The organism is Ruegeria arenilitoris (assembly GCF_013031355.1).
GTDB lineage: Bacteria > Pseudomonadota > Alphaproteobacteria > Rhodobacterales > Rhodobacteraceae > Ruegeria > Ruegeria arenilitoris_C.
In genome coordinates, this window is record NZ_WPZO01000004.1 from 82,047 (window position 1) to 102,957 (window position 20,911).

A 20,911-nucleotide genomic window follows, 5' to 3' on the forward strand; every position below is an offset into this window, starting at 1 on the left:
TCATTTCGGTGTTTTTTTGTTTGAACGTGCCGGTGAATTCGGTTTGCTGTGGCTGCAGACAAATGCGCAAAAGCAAAAGGGGCACAGATGGCAAAGACACGGGTTCTTGTTGAGTTCGGCATGGGCACGTCGCTGCGGCGTGAGGATTATACCGAGGCCGCGCTGCGGGCTATTAAAGACGCGCTGTGGCACAATTCAGTCAACATGGCCGAACTGTTCGGTTTTCCCAAGGAAGCAATGATCATCGATGCCGAGATTGGCGTGCAGAACCCCGATCAGGTGGACAAGGACGCACTGAAAGCCATCTTTCCCTACGGCCAGCCGAATATCACCGTCACGCACGGTGGGCTGGATATCGAAAAACCGCATACCGAAGGACGCACCGTCACCGCCAATGCGGCCATCGTTGTCTCGTTCGACATGGAGGCCGTGGTATGACCGAAAAACGCATCATTCTTGAGATGGGCACTGGCAACGACCTCTATGGTCAGGATTATACCAAGGCGGCGCGGCGGGCGGTGCAGGATGCGCTGCACCATTCCTCGATCACCCTGTTTTCCAAACTGGGTATCGACCATGCCGAGATGCGCGTGCTGGTTACAATCGGCGTGCAGGACCCAAGCCAAGTGGATTGTGATCTGGTCGCCGCTGATCTGCCCCGCGGGCGGGCCGAGGTGCGGGCTGTCAAAGGCGGTCTGGACGTCGAAGATACCGCGGCCGGAACCCGGCATGTCGTGGCAACCGCCGCGATCGAGGCGTTTCTGCCGGACCTATCGGGCCAGTACAAATTGTCCTGACAAAGAAAAAGCCGCTCGAATGAGCGGCTCATCTTTTACGGTCGTACTGATCGCAGATCAGATCTTGTCGATATCCGCGCGGCACAGGCCGATATCGTCCAGCTGTGCGTCGCTCAGCTCTGCCAAAAGCGCGCGTGTCTTGCGGGTTTCATTCCACTCAGCTGCTTTTTCAAAAGCTGCGGTGAACGCGTCCACTACATGCAGGATGGTAGCTGCTCCGAGCGGCGCATGGATATTTGCGGTGGTTGCCATTTGCGCATTCCTTAAACTGAAACAGCCGACCCTTCGTCGGTTGTAAGTCTCATTTAGGACCAGACGCCGAGTCTCACAATTGCTAGTCCGGTAACCCCGATTTGCGATTCTTGCATATCTTTTAAGCAGTTTGTGAACTGTTGCGCTGCGGACGGGTCCGGCCCATATAGGATGCCAGCGAAGAACGGAGGCCCTGATGGCAGACAGCGATTTTCCCGGTTGGCATGGCACAACGATCATTGGCGTCAAAAAGGGCGGCCAGGTGGTGATTGCCGGCGACGGACAGGTCAGCCTGGGCCAGACCGTGATCAAGGGCACCGCCCGCAAAGTGCGCCGCCTGTCCCCCGGCGGGTTCGAGGTTGTCGCCGGGTTTGCCGGATCGACCGCCGATGCGTTCACTCTGCTGGAACGGCTGGAGGCCAAGCTTGAGGCCACGCCCGGCCAACTGGCCCGCGCCTCGGTCGAACTGGCCAAGGACTGGCGCACCGACAAATACCTGCAAAAGCTTGAGGCGATGCTGATCGTCACTGACGGCAAGGACCTGCTGGTGATCACCGGGGCAGGGGACGTGCTGGAACCGGAACACAATGTGGCAGCCATCGGATCTGGCGGCAACTTTGCCCTCGCCGCAGCCCGCGCGATGATGGACAGCGACAAAGAAGCCGAGCAGGTGGCGCGTGAGGCGATGGCGATTGCCGCCGATATCTGCGTTTACACCAACGGCAATCTGACGGTCGAAACGATTAGCTCATGAGCGAAGTTCTCGCGGCCATTTTTGGCGCTTTGATCGGCAGCATTATCGGGCCAATCGTTTTGGATGAGTATCGGTCATGGAAACGCAGGAGTGAGTGGACAGAGCCACGAAAGAAGCTTCTTAAATCGATGCTTGAAGATCCGGAACGGACGTTCAAATCACTGGAAAGACTAAGCAGAACGATTGGCTGTAGTGAAGATGACACAAGGACTCTGTTGATTGAGCTTGGTGCACGGGGCGCGAACTTAGCGTCTGGAAAAGAAGCATGGGCACTCATCGAAAGAGCCCCGCTTGCCGAAGAGCTACGTAAGAACGACCATAAAAATGCTGGCGAGGATCAGAGATAGACCCTTACCGTTTTCTGGATTTCTCAGGCCAACAGCGCCTTGATCTCTTTCCCTTTCCAGCGGCGGTGCATCCCGATCAGGCCAAAAATCGCGGCAATGATCACGATGTAATAGGGCACTCGGATGTCGATGCTCATCAGCCCGCCGCCGATCAGCGACATCACCCCTCCGGCGAGGCAGAAGACCGCCGTGGTCACGCCCATGACCCAGCCCTGATCCGTCTCGCTGACGCTGGATGAAAACAGTCCCAACAGGGTTGGGTAAGAGACGCCGAAGAAGAAATAGAAGAAGAAGACCGGCACGTAACTCAGCACCCCGCTGGGGCTGAAGGCGAAGGCAAAGCCGCAGATCACCATGACGATCAGCGAGGTATAGACGATCTGGTGCTTACTGAACCTCTCCTGCGCGGGTTTCACCAGGAACGTACTGGAAAAGGCCAGCGCAAAGCCAATCACCACCATCGCCACACTGCCGCCAATCACCCCATATCCAAAGCGACTGGTGAGGAAATTGTCGACGAACACGTAGAAGGTCACGTTGGCGATCATGAAGAACGCATAGACCGGCAGGATTTTCAGAACCATCGGATGACCGCGCACCGCGATCAGGCTGTCGGTGATGTCGCGGGGGCGAAAGACAAAGGCCGCACATTCTGTGCGCGTGTCTTTGAAGAAAAAGAGCACAAGGAAAATGGCGATCAGCACCAGAACGAAGGCGCCATAGAACGGGGTTTTCAGCGTGGCGACACTGCCCAGCAAGGTCGCATCCGACAGAACAGCGCCGATGATCGGGCCCCCAACCAGGCCAAAACTGACCCCGGTCACGATGTATCCCATGTTACGATCCCGGTCCGCAGCATCGGTACTGCCATCTATCATCGCCGCCTGCGCAATCGGCTGATTGCCAGCCGTGAACCCGGTGATCGACCGCCCAAGGATCAACAACAGCAGACTGTCCATGTAAAGCGAGGCGATGGTGATGGCATAACCCGCCAGTGCACCACCCAGACAGACCAGCAGCGCGTTCTTGCGCCCGATGGAATCCGAGACCTTCGAGACGTAAACCACCCCCAGAAACCACGACAGAAAGAAACACCCGATCACCAGCCCGTAATAGAAGTGGCGGCGGCCATCGGGCGTGCTGTCGGGCAGGAACCCGGATTTGGTCTCCATGATCAATGAGTTGATGATGGGAAAAACCAGCCCTTGCCCGATCAGGTCGACGAATACCACAAACAGCAAGGTGATCTTGGCAATCTTGGTCATAAAAAACGCCCCCGGTTCCAATACCTTGGGGCGAGTGTAACAGACGATGGCTTTGTTACCTAACGGGGGGTCAGAGGCCAGGGTGGGTGTAGGCCTCTGACCAACGCGTTTACTTCAGAGAAGCAACACCCAGCGGCACACCGGCGACCTCACACCAGATGTACACTTCGTTATAGCCCGACACATCCATGGTCGGCGGCACGGCATAGGATTGCTTGCCGGTCAGATGCAGCAACGCACCCAGTTTGCTGTCGGGTGCATAGGCGCCGTCCTTGCCAAAAGCCACACGCGGATCAGGGCCGCCGTCCAGCGAGAAGTCGTCGCCCAGTTCCACGATGTAACGGTCGCCTTCTTTAACCAGTTTCACCGAGCCACTGGTGATGTGGTTCGAACGGCCCTCGAACGTGCCTTTCTTCTTTGCGCCACCGGCCAATGCAGCACCGGTGCCAGCCAAAGTCATGGCCGCCCCGGCGGCTGCAGCTTTCACAAAAAGCGAACGACGAGTCATCATGATGCGTATCTCCGTTGATAAATGCAGGCGGCTTTGCCCATCGATAAAAGTTATGCCGCAGCGCATGCGCGGAAGGCGATTCACATCACCACGAAAATGCGTGTGCTTACCGTGAGTTGGCGTGATGTTTCCGTGATCGGCTTGTGTTTTCGCGCTGTATGATTAGGTTCCGCTGCGAAACAGACGGATAGATTTGACATGACCGACCTGACCCCGCGCGAGATCGTCTCGGAACTGGACCGCTTTATCATCGGACAGAAAGACGCCAAACGCGCCGTGGCCGTGGCGCTGCGCAACCGCTGGCGGCGCAAGCAACTGGCCGATGACATCCGCGATGAGGTATACCCGAAGAACATCCTGATGATCGGCCCTACCGGCGTCGGTAAAACCGAGATCAGCCGCCGTCTGGCCAAACTGGCCCGCGCGCCCTTCATCAAGGTCGAAGCCACCAAGTTCACCGAAGTTGGCTATGTCGGCCGTGACGTGGAACAGATCGTGCGTGATCTGGCCGATGCCGCCATCATCCAAACCCGCGAATACATGCGCGAGGATGTGAAGGCCAAGGCGCATCAGGCGGCCGAGGACCGGGTGATCGAAGCCATTGCCGGTGAGGATGCCCGCGAGGGCACGCGCGAGATGTTTCGCAAAAAGCTGAAAGCAGGTGAGCTGGACGACACGGTGATCGAGCTGGAGCTTTCCGACAGCTCAAGCCCGATGCCCATGTTCGACATTCCAGGCCAGCCCGGCAGCCAGATGGGCATGATGAATCTGGGCGATATCTTCGGCAAGGCCTTCGGCGGGCGCACCGTCAAGAAACGCATGACCGTCGCCGAAAGCTATGATGCGCTGATCGGAGAAGAGGCCGACAAGCTGTTGGACGACGAAACCGTCAACCGCGTGGCGTTGGAGTCGGTCGAACAGAACGGCATCGTGTTCCTGGATGAGATCGACAAGGTCTGCGCCCGCGCCGAAGCACGCGGCGGCGATGTCAGCCGCGAAGGCGTGCAGCGCGACCTGCTGCCTTTGATCGAAGGCACCACCGTCAGCACCAAGCACGGCCCGGTGAAAACCGACCATATCCTGTTCATCGCATCAGGCGCGTTCCACATCGCCAAACCCTCGGACCTGCTGCCGGAATTGCAGGGTCGCCTGCCGATCCGTGTCGAACTGCGTGCGCTGACCGAAGAGGATTTCGTGCGCATCCTGACCGAAACCGACAACGCCCTTACCCTTCAGTACACCGCCCTGATGGGCACCGAAGAGGTCACCGTCAGCTTTACTGAGGACGGGATCGCAGCACTGGCACGCATCGCCGCGAATGTGAACCAGACCGTTGAGAATATCGGCGCACGGCGGCTTTACACTGTGATGGAGCGGGTGTTCGAGGAGTTGTCCTTTACCGCCCCTGATCAGGCCGGGGCCGAGATTACCGTGAACGCGCAGTTCGTGGACGACAATCTGGGTGAGCTGACCAAGTCGACCGACCTCAGCCGTTACGTTCTGTAACACGGCCAGCCGGTTTTTGCCGTTCCCTTTGCCCCATGTCACTGGACGTGGGGCCAGAAATCGATAGCTTGGCGCAAAAGGTTCCGAGGGTTTTCCGTGCTGCGCTATTTTATCCTTTTAGTTGTTTCCTTGTCGTTGGCCGCCTGTGTCGACCGAACGATTACGGAAACCGTACCCTCGGCCCTGACCGTTGGCACGCCCCAGACCGTGTTTGCCAGCACGACCCGCGCCCGCGAGTCGGATGGGTCATACGGGTTCCGGCGTGGCGAAACGCTGAAGTTTCTGGAAACCAAGGTTTCGATCCCGCCAAACCACACGCCGGGAACGCTGAAGTTCTCCTACGCCAACCCGAATCCGCAAAAAGAATTCGTGCTGGCGGACATAACTGAACTGGGCGGGCCACAGGGATTGCGGGAACACCTGCGTGGGAAAGACGACGTCACAATCTTTGTGCACGGATATAACTCGACCCAGACGGAAACCATCTTCCGCGCTGCGCAGTTGTCCCATGACATCGGCCTTCCCGGACAGATCTTTGTTTATTCCTGGCCCAGCCGTGCGACAGGATATGGCTATGCCTACGATCTGGACAGTATGCTGTTCGCCCGCGACGGGTTGGAGAGGACGATCCGTGAGTTGAAATCCATGGGTGTCAAACGGGTCGTTCTGGTGGCGCATTCGATGGGCAGCGCCCTGTCGATGGAGATGATGCGGCAGGCCGAATTACAGGAACCCGGCTGGGCCAAACGAAACCTCGAAGGGGTTATTCTGATCTCGCCCGATCTGGATGTGGACCTGTTCCGCTCGCAGATGAAGCGGATCAAGTCGCCCCCTGATCCGTTTGTGGTCATGGTGTCTCAGAAGGACAAGATCCTGAACATCTCGGCCCGCCTACGCGGAACGGCCGAGGGCGAGCGGTTGGGCAATATCAGCTCAATCGGCGCGCTGGCTGAGTTTCCCATCAACGTCATCGATACCACGGCCTTCAACAGCGATGCTCAGTCCTCGCATTTCGTGGCCGCGACCTCTCCAGCATTGCTGGCTATCCTCAGTTCGGTCCGCCGCGTCAGCAGTACATTCGGCCCGGACGAGCGCCCCGGCATTGACGTTCTGGTGCCGCGCAGCCAACGCAACCCGGATGGCGCGACCGAGATCGTCCTGACCGAAACCGGCGAGGCCGAGGTGATCACTCCGTGACGCCGTTCAGCCTGCGTCGGTATCTGATCGATAATGCGAACTGGTTGAGCGCAGGTGTCCTTCTGACCTTTCTGTCCAGCTTTGGGCAAACCTTCTTCATCTCGATCTTCTCGGGCCAGATCCGCGCTGAATTCGGCCTAGGTCACGGATCGTGGGGCGTGATTTATTCGCTGGGCACCACGGTGTCCGCCGTGGTGATGATCTGGGCGGGGGGGCTGACCGACATCTTCCGCGTTCGGGTACTGGGGCCGGTGGTTCTGAGTGGTCTGGCGCTTGCGACTTTGGCAATGGCGACGAACAGCGCGCTGTTTTTGCTGCCCTTCGTGATCTTTCTGCTGCGCCTGTTCGGGCAGGGGATGAGCATCCATCTGGCCCAGGTCGCCATGGCGCGTTGGTTCACCGCGACCCGGGGCAAGGCGCTGTCCATCGCCTCGTTGGGCTATGCGATCGGGGAATCCCTGCTGCCGCTGATCTTTGTGGCGGCGATGGCTTTTTTGGACTGGCGCTGGTTGTGGGTGATTGCCGCGGGGGTGACAATCCTGAGCATCCCGGTTCTGATGGGGTTGCTACGGCAGGAGCGCACCCCGCAGAGCCTCTCCGGCGACCACACCGCCACCGGCATGCAGGATCGGCACTGGACCCGCCGCGCAGCGTTGCTTCATCCACTGTTCTGGTTCATGGCACCTGCGATCCTGGGGCCATCGGCCTTTATCACTGCCTTTTTCTTTCATCAGGTCCATCTGGCCGCGGTCAAGGGCTGGCCACATATCCAACTGGTCGCCCTGTTTCCGGTGTTCACCGGCGTTTCGATCCTGTCGATGTTTGCGGCGGGCTGGGCGCTGGATAAATGGGGCACCGCACGGATCATGCCGTTCTACCAACTGCCCATGGCGGTTGGTTTTGCCATCCTCTCGGCCGTCGACACAATCAGCGGAGCACTGATCGGCCTGATCTTTCTGGCCCTGACCGTCGGCGCCAACAACACCTTGCCCAGCGCCTTTTGGGCCGAGTTCTACGGCACACGGCACATCGGCGCGATCAAGGCGCTGGCAACGGCAGTGATGGTGCTGGGATCAGCCATCGGCCCGGCGCTGACCGGAGTGCTGATCGACCGGGGCGTTTCGCTAGGCACTCAGTTCCTGTGGATCGCCGTCTTCTTTGTGCTGGTCTGCGTATTGGCCTGGATCGGTATCCGCCGCGCCCGGACCGAGTTCTAGCGGGTGCGCCGCAAATAGACGTAGTAGGCCCCGTCCCCACCATGGCTGATATGCGCAGGCGTGACCTGCAGCACGGCTTGCGCCAGCGGCGGGATCGACAGCCAGTGTGGCACGTTATTTCGCAGCACTCCGCGCGGGGTGGGGATCGGGCCGGGCTCATCCCGGTCCTTGCCCTTGCCGGTCACGACCAGAACCAGCCGCTTGCCCTGCGCTTGCGATGTCAGAACAAAGCGGATCAGCGCCGGATGCGCCGTATCGATCCGCATCCCGTGCAGGTCCAGCTTTCCTTCAGGCTTGAGCTTACCGCGTTTCATCCGCCCAAAGGCCTTGGTGTCCATCTGCACCGGGCTAGCCCGCAGATTGTCGGTCACCGAGGGTTTCAACGCGTGGCGCGAAGGTTTGTTTGGTGCATTCTGACCAACTTCAAACCCATCCAGCCGGAATTTCGGCGCTTTGGTCGGTTTGGGTTTGGGCAGAGTAGTCGGATGCACCGATTGCGGCAGCTCAGGGTGCAGGCGTTCGGCCTGTTTGGTGACCTTGCGCCACAGCTCGATCTCTTCTTCGGTCAGTTTGCGGCGGGGCATCAGAATTCATCCGGGATCAGGGCATAGGCGCGCTGGATCGGCAGCAGCAGGATCATCCGGCCCGGATCTTTCAGGCGTCCGGCGGCCTGTCCAGCCTCATCCCCGGTGCCAAAGAAGATATCCGCCCGTTGCGCCCCCTTGATGGCCGCACCCGTATCCTGCGCGATCATCAGCCGGCGCAGTGGCTCTTTCCCGTCCTTTTCCACCCAGACCGGAGCGCCAAGCGGCGTATAGGCCGGATCGGCAGCGATACTGCGCATGGTGGTGACGGACCGATTCATCGCACCCAGCGGCCCAAACTCAGGCGCAACGCGGGTGACCTCACGGAAGAACACGTAAGAGGGATTGTGGAACAGTAATTCCGCTCCGGCTTCGGGGTTCTTGCGCACCCAAGCCTTGATCATCTGGGCGCTGACCTGATGCGCCGCCAGCGCGCCCTGCCGGATCAATTCCGAACCGATGGACCGATAGGGATGCCCGTTGGCCCCGCCGTAACCCACACGCAAAGCCCCGCCACCGGCCAGGCGAATACGGCCCGAGCCCTGGATCTGCAGAAAGAACAATTCGACCGGGTCATCGACCCAGGCAATCTCTAGTCCCCGGTCGACCATCGCATCCCCGGTCAGGATTTCCCGGCGGCTGAGCCAGGGCCCTTCGGCCCGGGCCTCGGGGGGCATTTTGTAGATCGGGTATTTGAAACGGTCGGTCCGGGTGCGTGATCCGTCCAGTTCGGGTTCGAAATACCCGGTGAACAGGGCGTCCTTGCCGTCTTCGACCAGAACCGGGCGAAAGAATAACTCAAAGAAGGATCGCGCGGCATCGGCCTCATATGTCCGCGCCACACCGCACAGCGCGCGCCAATCCGGATCATCCAGATCGCCGCATGTGTTCAGAAAAACCGAAAGGGCCGCCCCGTGATCATCAGCGGCCCAGCCCTCAAGGTCATCAAACGACAGGATAGAGCGCGTCGCCTCGGCTCCGGCGGCGCTTGCGGTGGTCATGGCGCCCACCAGTAAGAGCGACCGGAGTGCGGCAATCATGCGTCCGTGGCAACAAGCAGCCAGTTCGGATCGTCGCTGCCCATGACTCGGGCAAAGGTCCAGCTGTCCTTTTGGCGTTTGACGGTGTTCGGGCTGCCTTCGATGATGTCGCCGCCGCGATCCCGCACGACCGAGGTCAGCTCACCCACGAATTTCATGGTGATCTCGGCCTGATTGGTATCCTTGTCGAACTTCACATCGGCCAGCGAAGTTTCGCGGACACCAATGAACTCGGCTTCGATGGTCAGGCCTTGATCTTCGCGGTCGGCCACGACCGAAACGAAGGTGTCAAACACCTCTTCGGACAGGAAAGGCTGGATTTCGTCCAGATTTCCTTTTTCGAACCCCATGACGATCATCTCATAGGCACCGCGCGCGCCTTGCACAAATTCACTGACCGAGAAGCTGGGCTCAACCCGCTTCATCGCGGTCAGGGTTTGCGCCTGCTCGCTGTCTTCGGCGACATGGTCTGTAATGTCGTGATCCGGGCCGCCTTCGATCACCTCGAACCCGCGGCGGGCGTTCTGTGAATCGGGCTGCTGCTGAACAGGAGGTTTTTCAAAACCTTCACGCGTGCCCAGCACGCTTTTCAGGCGCAGGATCAGGAAAACGGCAATTCCGGCCAGGACCAGCAACTGGATCATCGGTTCGTTCATTTCATCCTCTTTTCAGGCCGTGACTTTGTATACACGGCCTCATGCCACTATGTAGGTGACAGTTCGTGGCAAGTCCACCGCCCGGCCTCTTGTAAAGGATAACGCAAATGTACCTGTTCTTGGCATTTTTATTGGTCCCGATCATCGAGATCGCCCTGTTCATACAGGTTGGTGGTCTGATCGGACTGTGGCCGACCCTTGCGATTGTGGTGCTGACGGCCGTTTTGGGCACCGCTTTGGTCAGGACACAAGGTCGCATGGCCCTGGCCAATCTGCAGCGATCCTTTGCCGAATTGGACGACCCGACCGAGCCGCTGGCCCATGGCGCGATGATCCTGCTGTCGGGTGTTCTGCTGCTGACGCCCGGATTTTTCACCGATGCGGTCGGTTTTGCGCTGTTGATCCCAAGCGTTCGGGTGGCGGTGTTCCGCTATCTGAAATCGAAAGTGACGATCACGCAGTTCCAGATGGGCACCGGCGCACAGTTCCGGTCCGGCCCCACGCCGTTTGACGATGACGTGATCGACGGCGACTTTACCGAGGTCCACCCCCGTCAGGATCCCTCAAAGCCATCGAAATGGGTCGAAGGTCCGTGACCTGCATTGAGGTGCCGCGCCCAACTTGCTAAGCAGTGGCGAATTTCATTTTCGGAGTAGATCCATGGCTGACGAAAGCCCTGCAGAAAACACCGCGGCACAGGCCGCCCCGCAAATTCAAATGCGCGTTCTGGGACAATTCATTCGCGATATGTCCTTTGAAAACGTGATGGCGCAAAAAGGCGTGTCCGGTGACGTTCAGCCCGAGATCGCGGTTCAGGTGAACCTGGATGCGAAAAAGCGTTCGGTCGAGCATCAATACGAGGTGGCGATCAAGCTGAACCTCAAGTCGAAAGCCAAGGGCATGGAGGACGTTCTGTTCCTGTGCGAGATCGACTATTGCGGCCTGTTCCACATCGAAGGCGTGGCCGAAGATCAGCTGCACCCGTTCCTGATGATCGAATGCCCGCGGATGCTGTTCCCGTTCCTGCGCCGCATCGTCAGCGACATCACCCGCGACGGTGGCTATCCGCCGGTGAACCTGGACAACATCGATTTTGTCAGCCTGTACCGCAACGAATTGATGCGTCGTCAGGCCGAAGCCCAGAAAACCGAAGCCTGATCGGTTGACCCGCGCCGGGTTTGACCTCAGGCGCGGGTCCACAGGGCGTTTTCGCCCAGTTTTTCCACAAATGCCTCATGCGCCGTGCGCTCTTCGTCGGTGATCTTCGACGCCAGCGGTGTCGGGCGCGCCGTCGGACGCCAATCGTCCTGCCCTCCGGCACCCGAGGCCGCTGAGGTGGACAGTCCGAAATCCGGCTGCCGCCCCCCGATCAATTCCAGATAAACTTCGGCCAGAATTTCCGAGTCGAGCAACGCGCCGTGCAGAGTCCGGTTCGAATTGTCGATGTTGAACCGCCGGCACAGTGCATCCAACGAGGCGGGCGAACCCGGAAAGCGTTTGCGTGCAATCGCCAGCGTATCCAGCGCCTGATCCATCGGAATCTGCGGCAGCCCCAACCATCTGAGTTCCGCGTTCAGGAATTTCATGTCGAAGGATGCGTTATGGATGACCAGCTTGGAATCCTGGATGAAATCAAGAAAGCCCTGACCCACCTTGGCAAAAACCGGCTTGTCCTTGAGCGTGACCTCGCCCTTTTCCGGCGGGCGTGGGTTCTCCAGCAGGTCGGGGCCGATCCCATGCACGCCAAACGCCTCTTCAGGCATCGAGCGTTCGGGGTTGATATAGACGTGATAGGTCTCGCCCGTGGCCACGTGGTTCCACAGCTCGACCGCGCCGATCTCGACAATACGGTCGCCGCTTTCGGGGTCAAATCCCGTGGTTTCGGTATCGAGTACAATCTCACGCATCTGCCATCCCCGCCCGTATCTGCCTGACCACATCCTGCACCTGCGTGCGGGCGTGGTCCAGCGTATCCGTCACGATCACATAGTCCGACCGCGCGCATTTTTCCTCATTCGGCATCTGCTTGGCGCGGATCTGTTCAAATTGCGCCTCGGTCATGGTGCCGCGCTCCATCACGCGGCGCTTTTGTTCATCGGCCTGGATCGAGACGCAGGCAACCGCATCCATCGCCGCATCGCCGCCGGTTTCAAACAGCAGGGGGATGTCGAAAACCAGAATATCTGCCTTGGTCTGTTCCCGGAACGCCGCGCGATCCGCAGCCACCAGCGGGTGTACGATGGCTTCGATCTGTTTCAGTGCAGATGGGTCCTGCGCGATGATTTTCTTCAGCGCATCGCGGCTGACGGCATCGTCGACAATCGCGTCCGGAAAAGTCGCGCGCATCGGCTCGACAGCCGCTCCGCCCCTTGAATAGAGTCTATGTACGGCTGCATCTGCGTCCCACAGCGCACAGCCTTCGTCCACGAACATCTGCGCCGTGGTGCTTTTGCCCATTCCGATCGAGCCCGTCAGGCCAAGCGCGAAACTCATCCCAAAACCGCCGCGCGCAGATCATCGGTCACCTCGGGGCGGGTGCCGAACCAGCGTTCAAACCCGGGTACGGCCTGATGCAGCAACATGCCCAACCCATCCACGGTGGTACAGCCGGCCTCTTCTGCCACTTGCAGCAGATGGGTTTTCAGCGGCGCATAGACCAGATCGGTCACAACGGCGCCGGGTTGCAGCCCATCCAGTGGCACCCGCAATTCCGGCTGCCCCAGCATTCCAAGAGAGGTCGTGTTGACCACCAGTTCCGCGTTTTCGATGACATTTCCCGCCTGCAGCCAATCGACCACGGTAACCCGATCACCAAATTCTTTCTGCAACTGGTCTGCACGGGTGCGGGTGCGGTTGGTCAGCAAGATCTGAGGCACGCCCGCGTCCAGCAGGCTCTGTATCACCGCCCGCGCCGCGCCGCCTGCGCCAAACACCACGGCCGGGCCATCCGAGGGTGTCCAGTCCGGCGCACCGCTGCGCAGGTTCTCCAGGAACCCGTAGCCATCAGTATTGTCCGCATGGATCGTGCCGTCCTCGTGAAACACCAGAGTATTCGCCGCACCGATGACCGAGGCCCGCTCGGACACATGGTCAGCAATGCGCAGCGCGGCCTCTTTATGAGGAACCGTCACATTGGTGCCGACGAACCCGGCCTTGGGCAGGGACCGCAGAACGGTCTCAAAATCTTCGGGGGATACGTCCATCGGGACGTAATGCCCATCCAGACCGTATTTCTTCAGCCAATGGCCATGCAGTTTCGGAGATTTGGAATGCGCAATCGGGTGCCCGATCACTCCGGCCAACGGAATACGGTTATGCGTCATTGATCGATCACCCCTTTGACGGCCAGAAAATTGAGCAGTTCCAACAGGGGCATACCCAAGACATTAAAGTAGTCGCCGTCAATGGTGGCGAACAAGCGGACGCCTTCCTCTTCCAGCTTATAGGCGCCGACTGCGTGACGAATGCTGTACCAGTTACGGTCAATGTAGTCGCGCAGGTAGGCGTCCGAGCTCATCCGCATCCGCAGGCGCACCTGACCGACATGGCGCCAGATCGGTTCACCATCCCGATAGATCACCGCGGCCGACAACAGCATATGCCGCTTGCCTCGCATCATCTTGAGTTGAGCCAGAGCGTCTTCGGGCGTTTCGGGCTTGGACAGCAACTGCCCGTCGAAATCCAGCACCTGATCGCAGCCCAGAACCATCACCCCGGGGGTTTTGTCACTGACCTTACGCGCCTTCATCTCGGCCAGCGCGTCGGCGATATCGCGGGGCGGGGCACCTTCGGCCAGCAGCGCGTGTTTCATGGCATCTTCGTCCACGCGCGCGACCTGAACGGAAAACGGCACGCCTGCGTTTTCCAGCAGCTGCGCACGAATGGATGAGCCCGAGGCCAGGATGATGGGGACAGACATGTGGAAAACCCCGTGTGCAAATCGTTGAGCGTTCTAGGACGGTTTGTATGGTTTTCAGATTGACACGCAACCCCGGGAATTTCGCGCAAAACTTCCCTGAGTCGCTCGAACCCTGTCCATCCGGGACAAGGATAAGTCTAACAGGTGGGATAAACGGGAACTCCACAGATACCCCGGGATTTATCCCCAGAAAGACCTCAGAAGATGGATTCTAACTATCTGAAAATAGAAACTTAATTTTGAAATTCACAGAATCACTCCCTTGAACCGGAAAAATTTCCACCTGGGGAAAACACATGTGTAAAAAAGTAATCCACGGATTTTGTTCACCCTACAAAACCATCTTCCTTTTTCTTTTCTTATTTTTTTATTAGGGAGAGTTCCGAGCAACGCCCGGAGCCAGAATGACCGATCTTCTTTTCACGATTTACCCGTGGGTGAAGTCTTTACATATCATGGCCGTGATCTCGTGGATGGCGGGCCTGTTCTATTTGCCAAGGCTGTTCGTCTATCACGTAGAAAAGGCACAGGCAGTCGACGGGGCTGAAACCATTTTCTTTGAAATGGAAGATAAGTTGCTGCGTGTGATCATGCGACCAGCAATGTACGTGGCATGGGTGTGTGGCCTGATCATGGTCTTCACACCTGGCATTGTGGGCTGGGACTGGTCCTGGCCCTGGGTCAAGGGCGCAGCGGTGCTTGGGATGACCTGGTTCCATCATTGGCTGATGGCACGGCGCAAGGACTTCGTAGAGGGCCGAAACAAGCTCACTGGGCGGCAGTATCGCATGATGAACGAGGTTCCGACCATTCTGATGGTTGCCATCGTTCTGGCGGTCATTCTGAAGTTCTGAGGGCCTGTTTGACTCCAACCGCTGCCGCGCTTATGTAGGGATCAACACGCCCGTCCGGGCGGCGTATCTTCCGTACTGAAATTCCACTTCGTGCCGCGCAGTCAGCGGTGAAGGTATATATCATGACAACTGAAGCCCTGAATCTGGCCGACCTGAAGGCCAAAAGCCCAAAAGACCTTCTGGCGATGGCCGAAGAGCTGGAGATCGAAAACGCCTCGACCATGCGTAAAGGCGAGATGATGTTCCAGATCCTGCGCGAACGCGCGGATGAGGGCTGGACCGTTGGCGGCGATGGCGTGCTTGAGGTTCTGCAGGACGGCTTCGGCTTTCTGCGCTCGCCCGAGGCGAACTATCTGCCGGGTCCGGACGACATCTATGTCTCGCCCGACATGATCCGCCTGCACTCGCTGCGCACAGGCGACACGGTCGAAGGTGAGATCAAGGCGCCGGACGATAACGAACGGTACTTCGCGCTGACCAAGGTCACGATGATCAACTTCGAGAACCCTGAGAAGGCGAAACACAAGATCCTGTTCGACAACCTGACGCCTCTGTACCCGGATGAGCGTCTGAAGATGGAAATCGAAGATCCCACCATCAAGGACAAGTCGGCCCGTGTGATCGATCTGGTCGCACCCATCGGTAAAGGCCAGCGTTCGCTGATCGTGGCGCCGCCGCGGACCGGTAAGACGGTGATCCTGCAGAACATCGCGCATTCCATCGAACAGAACCACCCGGAGTGCTATCTGATCGTCCTGCTGATCGACGAACGCCCGGAAGAGGTGACCGACATGCAGCGTTCGGTGAAAGGTGAGGTTGTGTCCTCGACCTTTGACGAACCGGCGACGCGCCACGTGGCCGTGTCGGAAATGGTGATCGAAAAGGCCAAGCGTTTGGTCGAGCACAAACGAGATGTTGTTATTCTTCTCGACTCGATCACAAGACTTGGTAGGGCTTTTAACACCGTGGTACCGTCCTCGGGTAAAGTTTTGACCGGTGGTGTGGACGCAAACGCCCTGCAACGGCCCAAGCGGTTCTTCGGTGCGGCGCGGAATATCGAAGAAGGCGGCTCGCTGACCATCATCGCCACTGCGCTGATCGATACTGGCAGCCGGATGGACGAAGTTATCTTTGAAGAATTCAAAGGCACCGGTAACTCGGAAATCGTTCTGGATCGGAAAATCGCAGACAAACGTGTGTTCCCGGCCATCGACATCCTCAAGTCTGGCACCCGGAAAGAAGATCTGCTGGTCGACAAGGGCGATCTGGCCAAAACCTTCGTTCTGCGTCGTATCCTCAACCCGATGGGGACCACCGATGCAATCGAGTTCTTGCTGTCGAAGTTGAAGCAAACGAAGACGAATGGCGAGTTCTTCGATTCGATGAACACCTGACACAGGTCTTAACTGACGCGAGGCCTTCGAATGGATACGATATTCGCCTTGGCCAGCGCACAAGGCAAAGCAGGGGTGGCGGTGATCCGCCTCTCTGGCCCTTTGGCGCATACCGCTGCGGCTGGTTTGACAAGCAGCCCGCTGCCGCCCCGTGGCATGCGGGTGCGGTCCTTGCATGCGGCTGATGGTTCGCGTTTGGATGACGGGCTGGTTCTGACCTTCCAGGCGCCGGCCAGCTTCACCGGCGAAGACGTGGCTGAGCTGCAAATTCATGGCAGCACCGCGTCGGTCAACGCAGTGATGCGCTGCCTGTCCGATACGGATGGGCTGCGGCTGGCAGAACCCGGAGAGTTCACGCGTCGCGCGTTAGAAAACGGTAAGATGGATCTGACCCAGGTCGAAGGTCTGGCCGACCTGATCGATGCCGAAACCGAGGCGCAGCGCAAACAGGCGCAGACCATTCTGGCCGGGGAGTTGGGCGGATTGGCCGAACGCTGGCGCCGTGATCTGATCCGGGCAGCGTCGCTGTTGGAAGCCGTCATCGATTTTGCCGACGAAGAAGTGCCAACGGACGTCACACCAGAAGTGCAGACATTGGTGACCGGCGTCATGCAGGACCTTCAGCGCGAAGCCGAGGGCGTGAAGATTGCTGAACGCATCCGGACCGGGTTCGAAGTCGCAATTGTTGGCCTGCCAAATGCGGGCAAGTCGACCTTGCTGAACACCTTGGCCGGGCGCGAGGCAGCGATCACCTCGGAATACGCAGGCACGACCCGCGATGTGATTGAGGTTCGTATGGACTTGGCCGGTCTGCCTGTTACGTTGCTGGATACGGCCGGGCTGCGAGATACCGAGGATCATGTCGAAAACCTAGGAATCGAGCTGGCTCGCAAACGTGCCGATGCGGCTGATCTGCGCGTGTTTCTGACCGAAGACCCCACAGAGCTTGGCGTTCAGATGATGGACGGCGACATTCAGATGTTGCCGAAATCCGATCTTCGTGAGGATGGAAATGGCGGGATCTCTGGAAAGACAGGGCAGGGGATCGATCAACTAATTTCCCATATATCGTGTGTACTTGGTGAAAGATCTACCAGTCATGGTATCGCAACCCGTGAACGGCATCGCGTCGCACTGAATGATGCTAGGGCCGCATTGGGCGCGGCGATGACGGTTCTGGAATCAGGCCCGGACTTGTATGATATCGCTGCCGAAGAACTGCGCACGGCGATCCGTGCCTTGGAAACATTGGTCGGCAGGATCGGGGTCGAAGACCTTCTGGATGAGATATTCTCCAGTTTCTGCCTGGGTAAGTAGGGAGTGTTTCACGTGAAACATTCGAAGTTTGATGTTGTTGTTGTCGGCGCCGGTCATGCCGGCACCGAAGCCGCTCATGCAGCCGCACGGATGGGAGCTGAGACGGCATTGGTCACTCTGTCCGCATCTGATATCGGTGTAATGTCTTGCAACCCGGCCATCGGTGGATTGGGTAAAGGCCATTTGGTCCGTGAAATCGATGCGCTGGATGGTGTTATGGGCCGTGTCGCGGATCAGGCCGGCATTCAGTTCCGACTGCTGAACCGCCGTAAAGGTCCTGCCGTACAGGGCCCCCGAACCCAGGCCGATCGCACGCTGTACCGGGCCGCCATGCAAAAAGAGACGCAGGCGCAGGATCGTCTGTCGGTCGTGGTCGGAGAGGTCGTCGACTTTCTGATGGACGGGCACAAGGTGGTGGGAATCAGGCTGGCGGACGATTCTGAAATCCACGCCGGCGCCGTTATTCTGACTTCGGGCACGTTCCTGCGCGGTATCATCCATATCGGCGATGTATCCCGGCCAGGGGGGCGGATGGGGGATCGGCCCTCAATCAAGCTGGCAGAACGGTTGGATAGTCTTGATCTGCCGATGGGGCGCCTGAAAACCGGGACACCGCCACGGTTGGACGGTCGGACAATCGACTGGTCTGATCTTGAACGTCAGGACGGAGACGACGACCCCACGCTGTTTTCCTTCCTCTCCACTTCCGTTGTCGCACCGCAGATTTCTTGCGGAATCACGCATACAAACGCGCGCACCCATGAGATCATCGAAAAGAACCTGTCTCGATCCGCTATGTATGGGGGGCATATCGATGGGGTGGGGCCCAGATACTGCCCTTCGATCGAAGACAAGATCGTACGGTTTGCGGAAAAGGACTCGCATCAGATTTTCCTTGAACCCGAAGGGGTTGATGATCACACGATCTATCCAAACGGTATTTCGACGTCTTTGCCTCAAGATGTACAGCAAGACTACGTGCACTCAATCAAAGGGCTTGAGAATGCCGAAATCCTGCAGCCTGGTTACGCAATAGAATACGATTATGTCGACCCACGTGTTCTGACATCGTCATTGTCCTTACCTGAAGCACCGGGACTATATCTTGCGGGTCAGATCAACGGCACAACAGGATATGAGGAAGCCGCGGCGCAAGGCTTGGTCGCCGGACTGAATGCCGCCATGGCTGTTCTGGGTCGCGATCCCGTTCATTTCACCCGGGCCGACAGCTATATCGGCGTGATGATTGACGATCTAACCACGCGTGGTGTGGCGGAACCCTATCGTATGTTCACCTCACGGGCGGAGTTCCGACTGTCTTTACGGGCCGACAATGCAGACCAACGACTGACACCAATGGGCATCGACCTTGGGTGTGTCGGAGAGGAACGCCAAACCCGGTTTGGCGAGAAGATGGATAAACTCACCTCTGCGAAATCCATGTTGACGGATCGTACATACACGCCGAAAGAGGTGCGTGCTGTTGGAATTAGCGTCAATCAGGACGGCAATCGACGGGACGGTATGGCGATTTTAGCGTTCCCAGACGTCTCGTTTGATGATCTGGTTTCTCTTGTCCCTGAGTTGGAAGAGGTCGAAACAGATATCCGCCTTCAGGTTGAGCGGGACGCGCTTTATGCAAACTACATCGCGCGTCAGCAAAAGGACGTCGAAGCGATGAAGCGCGATGAATCCTATGAAATACCGCGGGATTTCGACTATTCCTCTCTGGAAGGTCTGTCATCCGAGATGAAACAGAAGCTTTCTCAGGCCCGACCGGTGAACATCGCTCAGGCCGGGCGCGTCGAAGGGGTGACACCAGCCGCACTTACGTTGCTGTTGGCCAAGTTGAGGCGCGGGCAAAAGGTACGCAAGGCATGAGTCACGAGATCTTTGATGGTTTGAGTGTTTCACGTGAAACATTCGAGCGGCTCGAGACCTATGTTGATCTGGTGCAACGCTGGAATCCCAAGATCAATCTGGTATCCCGCAACAGTTTAAAGGACATCTGGACGCGGCACATTCTGGATTCCGTACAGGTTTACCGCTGTGCAGATGCGTTCAAAACCTGGGTGGATTTGGGCAGCGGGGGCGGGTTCCCCGGTATGGTCTGCGCGATCATGGCCATAGAAGAAGCGCCAGAATCCAAATTCACATTCGTGGAAAGCGATCAGCGCAAATCGGCGTTCCTGCGCAGCGTGGCACGGGAATGCGGCGCTAATTGCACTGTCATTTCAAAGCGAATCGAAACCGTTGAGCCGCTACAAGCAGACGTCCTTTCTGCGCGGGCTCTTGCTGATCTCAAGATATTATTGTCATTTTGTGACAGACATTTAGCAAAAATCGGTACTGCTCTGTTGCCGAAAGGTGCAAGCTGGAAAAAAGAGCTGGAAGCCGCACGCGAGGAATGGAATTTCGAGTGCGAGCAGATTACAAGTTTAACTGAACCCCAAGCTGTTATCCTAAGGATCAAAGGAGTATCGCGTGGTTGATCTGTCTCGTCCCTCAGGGCCCCGGATAATTGCGGTTGCCAATCAAAAGGGTGGGGTGGGAAAAACGACAACGGCGATCAATCTAGCTGCAGGACTGGCCGAGGCAGGATGCAGGGTCCTGGTTGTTGATCTTGATCCGCAGGGTAATGCCTCTACTGGTTTGGGGGTCGAGGATCGGGACTGGACGACCTATGATCTGATCCTTGACGACGCGCCGCTTGAAGCGGTGGTGCAAGAGACGGAAATCGAAGGACTGTTTGTAATCCCTGCAACCGTCGATCTAAGCTCGGCTGACATCGAATTGATTTCGAACGAAAAGCGCAGCTATCTATTGCACGATGCGCTGCGGCAGACTTCAATTGACAAGTTCGAGCTTGATTTTGTGCTCATCGACTGCCCGCCATCGCTGAATCTGCTGACCGTAAACGCCATGGTTGCGGCCCATTCGATTCTGGTTCCGTTGCAAAGTGAGTTTTTTGCACTGGAAGGGCTTTCGCAGTTGATGCTGACGATCCGAGAGGTCCGTCAGACTGCGAATCCGGACCTTAGAATCGAAGGTGTTGTGTTGACCATGTATGACAACCGCAACAACTTGTCCCGTCAGGTCGAAAAAGACGCGCGTGACAATCTGGGTGAGATGGTATTTAAAACCAAGATACCCAGAAATGTGCGGGTCAGCGAGGCGCCGTCTTACGCTTTGCCGGTTCTGCAATATGACTCGGGGTCGTTGGGGGCGATGGCGTATCGGCATCTGGCGCGCGAAGTCATTTATAAGAATAAGAAAGCCGCCGCCTGAGCGGCAGTGAGGA

At 58.1% G+C, this 20,911-nt stretch carries 25 protein-coding genes; 15 read left to right on the forward strand and 10 right to left on the reverse strand.

The window, feature by feature from the left end; all coding sequences use genetic code 11:
- Positions 1-87 precede the first annotated feature (87 nt).
- Both GOX63_RS11395 and GOX63_RS11400 read left to right on the forward strand, forming a co-directional pair.
- On the forward strand, positions 88-438 hold the full coding sequence (locus GOX63_RS11395) for a Lin0512 family protein (RefSeq protein ID WP_170326100.1): 351 nt from the start codon (positions 88-90) through the stop codon (positions 436-438).
- On the forward strand, positions 435-797 hold the full coding sequence (locus GOX63_RS11400; RefSeq protein ID WP_170326101.1) for a Lin0512 family protein: 363 nt from the start codon (positions 435-437) through the stop codon (positions 795-797). Before GOX63_RS11395 ends, GOX63_RS11400 begins: the two co-directional genes overlap by 4 nt.
- 57 nt (positions 798-854) lie before the next feature.
- Here GOX63_RS11400 and GOX63_RS11405 read toward each other — a convergent pair whose 3' ends face one another.
- Positions 855-1,049, reverse strand: a complete 195-nt coding sequence (locus tag GOX63_RS11405) for a DUF1127 domain-containing protein (protein ID WP_170326102.1) — start codon at positions 1,047-1,049, stop codon at positions 855-857.
- 196 nt (positions 1,050-1,245) lie between these two features.
- Between GOX63_RS11405 and hslV the strand changes: the two genes are divergently transcribed.
- On the forward strand, positions 1,246-1,803 hold the full coding sequence (gene hslV / locus GOX63_RS11410; RefSeq protein WP_170326103.1) for an ATP-dependent protease subunit HslV: 558 nt from the start codon (positions 1,246-1,248) through the stop codon (positions 1,801-1,803).
- Positions 1,800-2,150, forward strand: a complete 351-nt coding sequence (locus GOX63_RS11415) for a hypothetical protein (RefSeq protein ID WP_170326104.1) — start codon at positions 1,800-1,802, stop codon at positions 2,148-2,150. Before hslV ends, GOX63_RS11415 begins: the two co-directional genes overlap by 4 nt.
- A gap of 23 nt (positions 2,151-2,173) precedes the next feature.
- Here GOX63_RS11415 and GOX63_RS11420 read toward each other — a convergent pair whose 3' ends face one another.
- Positions 2,174-3,415 (reverse strand): MFS transporter, encoded by a 1,242-nt coding sequence (locus GOX63_RS11420; protein WP_170545766.1) that lies wholly within the window; start codon positions 3,413-3,415, stop codon positions 2,174-2,176.
- Positions 3,416-3,524: 109 nt separating this feature from the next.
- Positions 3,525-3,926 carry a DM13 domain-containing protein gene (locus GOX63_RS11425; protein ID WP_170326106.1) on the reverse strand — a complete coding sequence of 134 codons (402 nt, stop codon included), beginning with the start codon at positions 3,924-3,926 and terminating at the stop codon, positions 3,525-3,527.
- A gap of 198 nt (positions 3,927-4,124) precedes the next feature.
- Between GOX63_RS11425 and hslU the strand changes: the two genes are divergently transcribed.
- From hslU to GOX63_RS11440, 3 genes are all read left to right on the forward strand, one after another.
- Positions 4,125-5,432, forward strand: a complete 1,308-nt coding sequence (gene hslU, locus GOX63_RS11430; protein WP_170326107.1) for an ATP-dependent protease ATPase subunit HslU — start codon at positions 4,125-4,127, stop codon at positions 5,430-5,432.
- 96 nt (positions 5,433-5,528) lie between these two features.
- Entirely contained in the window at positions 5,529-6,629 is a 1,101-nt protein-coding gene (locus GOX63_RS11435; protein WP_170326108.1) for an alpha/beta hydrolase, read from the forward strand.
- Complete coding sequence (locus GOX63_RS11440; protein ID WP_170545768.1) at positions 6,626-7,846, forward strand: MFS transporter; 1,221 nt, start codon at positions 6,626-6,628, stop codon at positions 7,844-7,846. Before GOX63_RS11435 ends, GOX63_RS11440 begins: the two co-directional genes overlap by 4 nt.
- Here the strand turns inward: GOX63_RS11440 and GOX63_RS11445 are convergent.
- Genes GOX63_RS11445 through GOX63_RS11455 form a run of 3 tightly spaced genes read right to left on the reverse strand, consistent with a single transcriptional unit; the run spans position 7,843 to position 10,126 of the window.
- Complete coding sequence (locus tag GOX63_RS11445) at positions 7,843-8,430, reverse strand: Smr/MutS family protein (RefSeq protein ID WP_170326110.1); 588 nt, start codon at positions 8,428-8,430, stop codon at positions 7,843-7,845. The genes GOX63_RS11440 and GOX63_RS11445 overlap by 4 nt on opposite strands.
- On the reverse strand, positions 8,430-9,470 hold the full coding sequence (mltA, locus tag GOX63_RS11450) for a murein transglycosylase A (protein WP_170326111.1): 1,041 nt from the start codon (positions 9,468-9,470) through the stop codon (positions 8,430-8,432). Before mltA ends, GOX63_RS11445 begins: the two co-directional genes overlap by 1 nt.
- Positions 9,467-10,126 carry a Tim44/TimA family putative adaptor protein gene (locus GOX63_RS11455; RefSeq protein ID WP_170326112.1) on the reverse strand — a complete coding sequence of 220 codons (660 nt, stop codon included), beginning with the start codon at positions 10,124-10,126 and terminating at the stop codon, positions 9,467-9,469. Before GOX63_RS11455 ends, mltA begins: the two co-directional genes overlap by 4 nt.
- Positions 10,127-10,233: 107 nt before the next feature.
- On the opposite strand from GOX63_RS11455, the gene GOX63_RS11460 reads away from it, so the two are divergent.
- Positions 10,234-10,722, forward strand: a complete 489-nt coding sequence (locus tag GOX63_RS11460) for an FxsA family protein (protein ID WP_170326113.1) — start codon at positions 10,234-10,236, stop codon at positions 10,720-10,722.
- A gap of 64 nt (positions 10,723-10,786) precedes the next feature.
- Positions 10,787-11,284, forward strand: coding sequence for a protein-export chaperone SecB (gene secB, locus GOX63_RS11465; RefSeq protein ID WP_170326114.1), 498 nt, complete (start codon positions 10,787-10,789; stop codon positions 11,282-11,284).
- Between the two features lie 26 nt (positions 11,285-11,310).
- On the opposite strand, the gene dnaQ is transcribed toward secB, so the two are convergent.
- The 4 genes from dnaQ to GOX63_RS11485 are packed head-to-tail and all read right to left on the reverse strand — an operon-like array spanning position 11,311 to position 14,045.
- Entirely contained in the window at positions 11,311-12,033 is a 723-nt protein-coding gene (gene dnaQ, locus GOX63_RS11470; RefSeq protein WP_170326115.1) for a DNA polymerase III subunit epsilon, read from the reverse strand.
- Positions 12,026-12,619, reverse strand: a complete 594-nt coding sequence (coaE, locus tag GOX63_RS11475; protein ID WP_170326116.1) for a dephospho-CoA kinase — start codon at positions 12,617-12,619, stop codon at positions 12,026-12,028. Before coaE ends, dnaQ begins: the two co-directional genes overlap by 8 nt.
- Positions 12,616-13,449 carry a shikimate dehydrogenase gene (locus tag GOX63_RS11480; RefSeq protein WP_170326117.1) on the reverse strand — a complete coding sequence of 278 codons (834 nt, stop codon included), beginning with the start codon at positions 13,447-13,449 and terminating at the stop codon, positions 12,616-12,618. Before GOX63_RS11480 ends, coaE begins: the two co-directional genes overlap by 4 nt.
- Positions 13,446-14,045, reverse strand: a complete 600-nt coding sequence (locus tag GOX63_RS11485; protein ID WP_170326118.1) for a Maf family protein — start codon at positions 14,043-14,045, stop codon at positions 13,446-13,448. The genes GOX63_RS11480 and GOX63_RS11485 overlap by 4 nt, the downstream gene beginning before the upstream one ends.
- A 404-nt stretch (positions 14,046-14,449) precedes the next feature.
- Between GOX63_RS11485 and GOX63_RS11490 the strand changes: the two genes are divergently transcribed.
- The 6 genes from GOX63_RS11490 (at position 14,450) to GOX63_RS11515 (ending at position 20,898) form a co-directional block, all read left to right on the forward strand.
- Complete coding sequence (locus GOX63_RS11490) at positions 14,450-14,899, forward strand: CopD family protein (RefSeq protein WP_170326119.1); 450 nt, start codon at positions 14,450-14,452, stop codon at positions 14,897-14,899.
- 122 nt (positions 14,900-15,021) lie between these two features.
- Positions 15,022-16,293: a transcription termination factor Rho gene (gene rho, locus GOX63_RS11495; protein WP_170326120.1), complete on the forward strand. Its 1,272-nt coding sequence runs from the start codon at positions 15,022-15,024 to the stop codon at positions 16,291-16,293.
- A gap of 30 nt (positions 16,294-16,323) precedes the next feature.
- On the forward strand, positions 16,324-17,610 hold the full coding sequence (gene mnmE / locus GOX63_RS11500; protein WP_170545771.1) for a tRNA uridine-5-carboxymethylaminomethyl(34) synthesis GTPase MnmE: 1,287 nt from the start codon (positions 16,324-16,326) through the stop codon (positions 17,608-17,610).
- A 12-nt stretch (positions 17,611-17,622) separates the two neighbouring features.
- A complete protein-coding gene (mnmG, locus tag GOX63_RS11505) occupies positions 17,623-19,491 on the forward strand; it encodes a tRNA uridine-5-carboxymethylaminomethyl(34) synthesis enzyme MnmG (protein WP_170326122.1) in 1,869 nt (622 codons plus the stop codon).
- On the forward strand, positions 19,488-20,102 hold the full coding sequence (rsmG, locus tag GOX63_RS11510) for a 16S rRNA (guanine(527)-N(7))-methyltransferase RsmG (protein ID WP_170326123.1): 615 nt from the start codon (positions 19,488-19,490) through the stop codon (positions 20,100-20,102). Before mnmG ends, rsmG begins: the two co-directional genes overlap by 4 nt.
- Positions 20,095-20,898, forward strand: coding sequence for a ParA family protein (locus tag GOX63_RS11515; protein ID WP_170326124.1), 804 nt, complete (start codon positions 20,095-20,097; stop codon positions 20,896-20,898). The genes rsmG and GOX63_RS11515 overlap by 8 nt, the downstream gene beginning before the upstream one ends.
- Positions 20,899-20,911: the final 13 nt, after the last annotated feature.

Coding starts and splice junctions, on each gene's coding strand:
- GOX63_RS11445 (WP_170326110.1), bottom strand. CDS start 8,430: ATGCCCCGCCGCAAACTGACCGAAGAAGAGATCGAGCTGTGGCGCAAG.
- coaE (WP_170326116.1), bottom strand. CDS start 12,619: ATGAGTTTCGCGCTTGGCCTGACGGGCTCGATCGGAATGGGCAAAAGC.
- rho (WP_170326120.1), top strand. CDS start 15,022: ATGACAACTGAAGCCCTGAATCTGGCCGACCTGAAGGCCAAAAGCCCA.
- dnaQ (WP_170326115.1), bottom strand. CDS start 12,033: ATGCGTGAGATTGTACTCGATACCGAAACCACGGGATTTGACCCCGAA.
- GOX63_RS11460 (WP_170326113.1), top strand. CDS start 10,234: ATGTACCTGTTCTTGGCATTTTTATTGGTCCCGATCATCGAGATCGCC.
- mnmE (WP_170545771.1), top strand. CDS start 16,324: ATGGATACGATATTCGCCTTGGCCAGCGCACAAGGCAAAGCAGGGGTG.
- secB (WP_170326114.1), top strand. CDS start 10,787: ATGGCTGACGAAAGCCCTGCAGAAAACACCGCGGCACAGGCCGCCCCG.
- rsmG (WP_170326123.1), top strand. CDS start 19,488: ATGAGTCACGAGATCTTTGATGGTTTGAGTGTTTCACGTGAAACATTC.
- GOX63_RS11400 (WP_170326101.1), top strand. CDS start 435: ATGACCGAAAAACGCATCATTCTTGAGATGGGCACTGGCAACGACCTC.
- GOX63_RS11455 (WP_170326112.1), bottom strand. CDS start 10,126: ATGAACGAACCGATGATCCAGTTGCTGGTCCTGGCCGGAATTGCCGTT.
- GOX63_RS11420 (WP_170545766.1), bottom strand. CDS start 3,415: ATGACCAAGATTGCCAAGATCACCTTGCTGTTTGTGGTATTCGTCGAC.
- hslV (WP_170326103.1), top strand. CDS start 1,246: ATGGCAGACAGCGATTTTCCCGGTTGGCATGGCACAACGATCATTGGC.
- GOX63_RS11405 (WP_170326102.1), bottom strand. CDS start 1,049: ATGGCAACCACCGCAAATATCCATGCGCCGCTCGGAGCAGCTACCATC.
- GOX63_RS11415 (WP_170326104.1), top strand. CDS start 1,800: ATGAGCGAAGTTCTCGCGGCCATTTTTGGCGCTTTGATCGGCAGCATT.
- GOX63_RS11395 (WP_170326100.1), top strand. CDS start 88: ATGGCAAAGACACGGGTTCTTGTTGAGTTCGGCATGGGCACGTCGCTG.
- GOX63_RS11425 (WP_170326106.1), bottom strand. CDS start 3,926: ATGATGACTCGTCGTTCGCTTTTTGTGAAAGCTGCAGCCGCCGGGGCG.
- GOX63_RS11480 (WP_170326117.1), bottom strand. CDS start 13,449: ATGACGCATAACCGTATTCCGTTGGCCGGAGTGATCGGGCACCCGATT.
- mltA (WP_170326111.1), bottom strand. CDS start 9,470: ATGATTGCCGCACTCCGGTCGCTCTTACTGGTGGGCGCCATGACCACC.
- GOX63_RS11490 (WP_170326119.1), top strand. CDS start 14,450: ATGACCGATCTTCTTTTCACGATTTACCCGTGGGTGAAGTCTTTACAT.
- hslU (WP_170326107.1), top strand. CDS start 4,125: ATGACCGACCTGACCCCGCGCGAGATCGTCTCGGAACTGGACCGCTTT.
- GOX63_RS11485 (WP_170326118.1), bottom strand. CDS start 14,045: ATGTCTGTCCCCATCATCCTGGCCTCGGGCTCATCCATTCGTGCGCAG.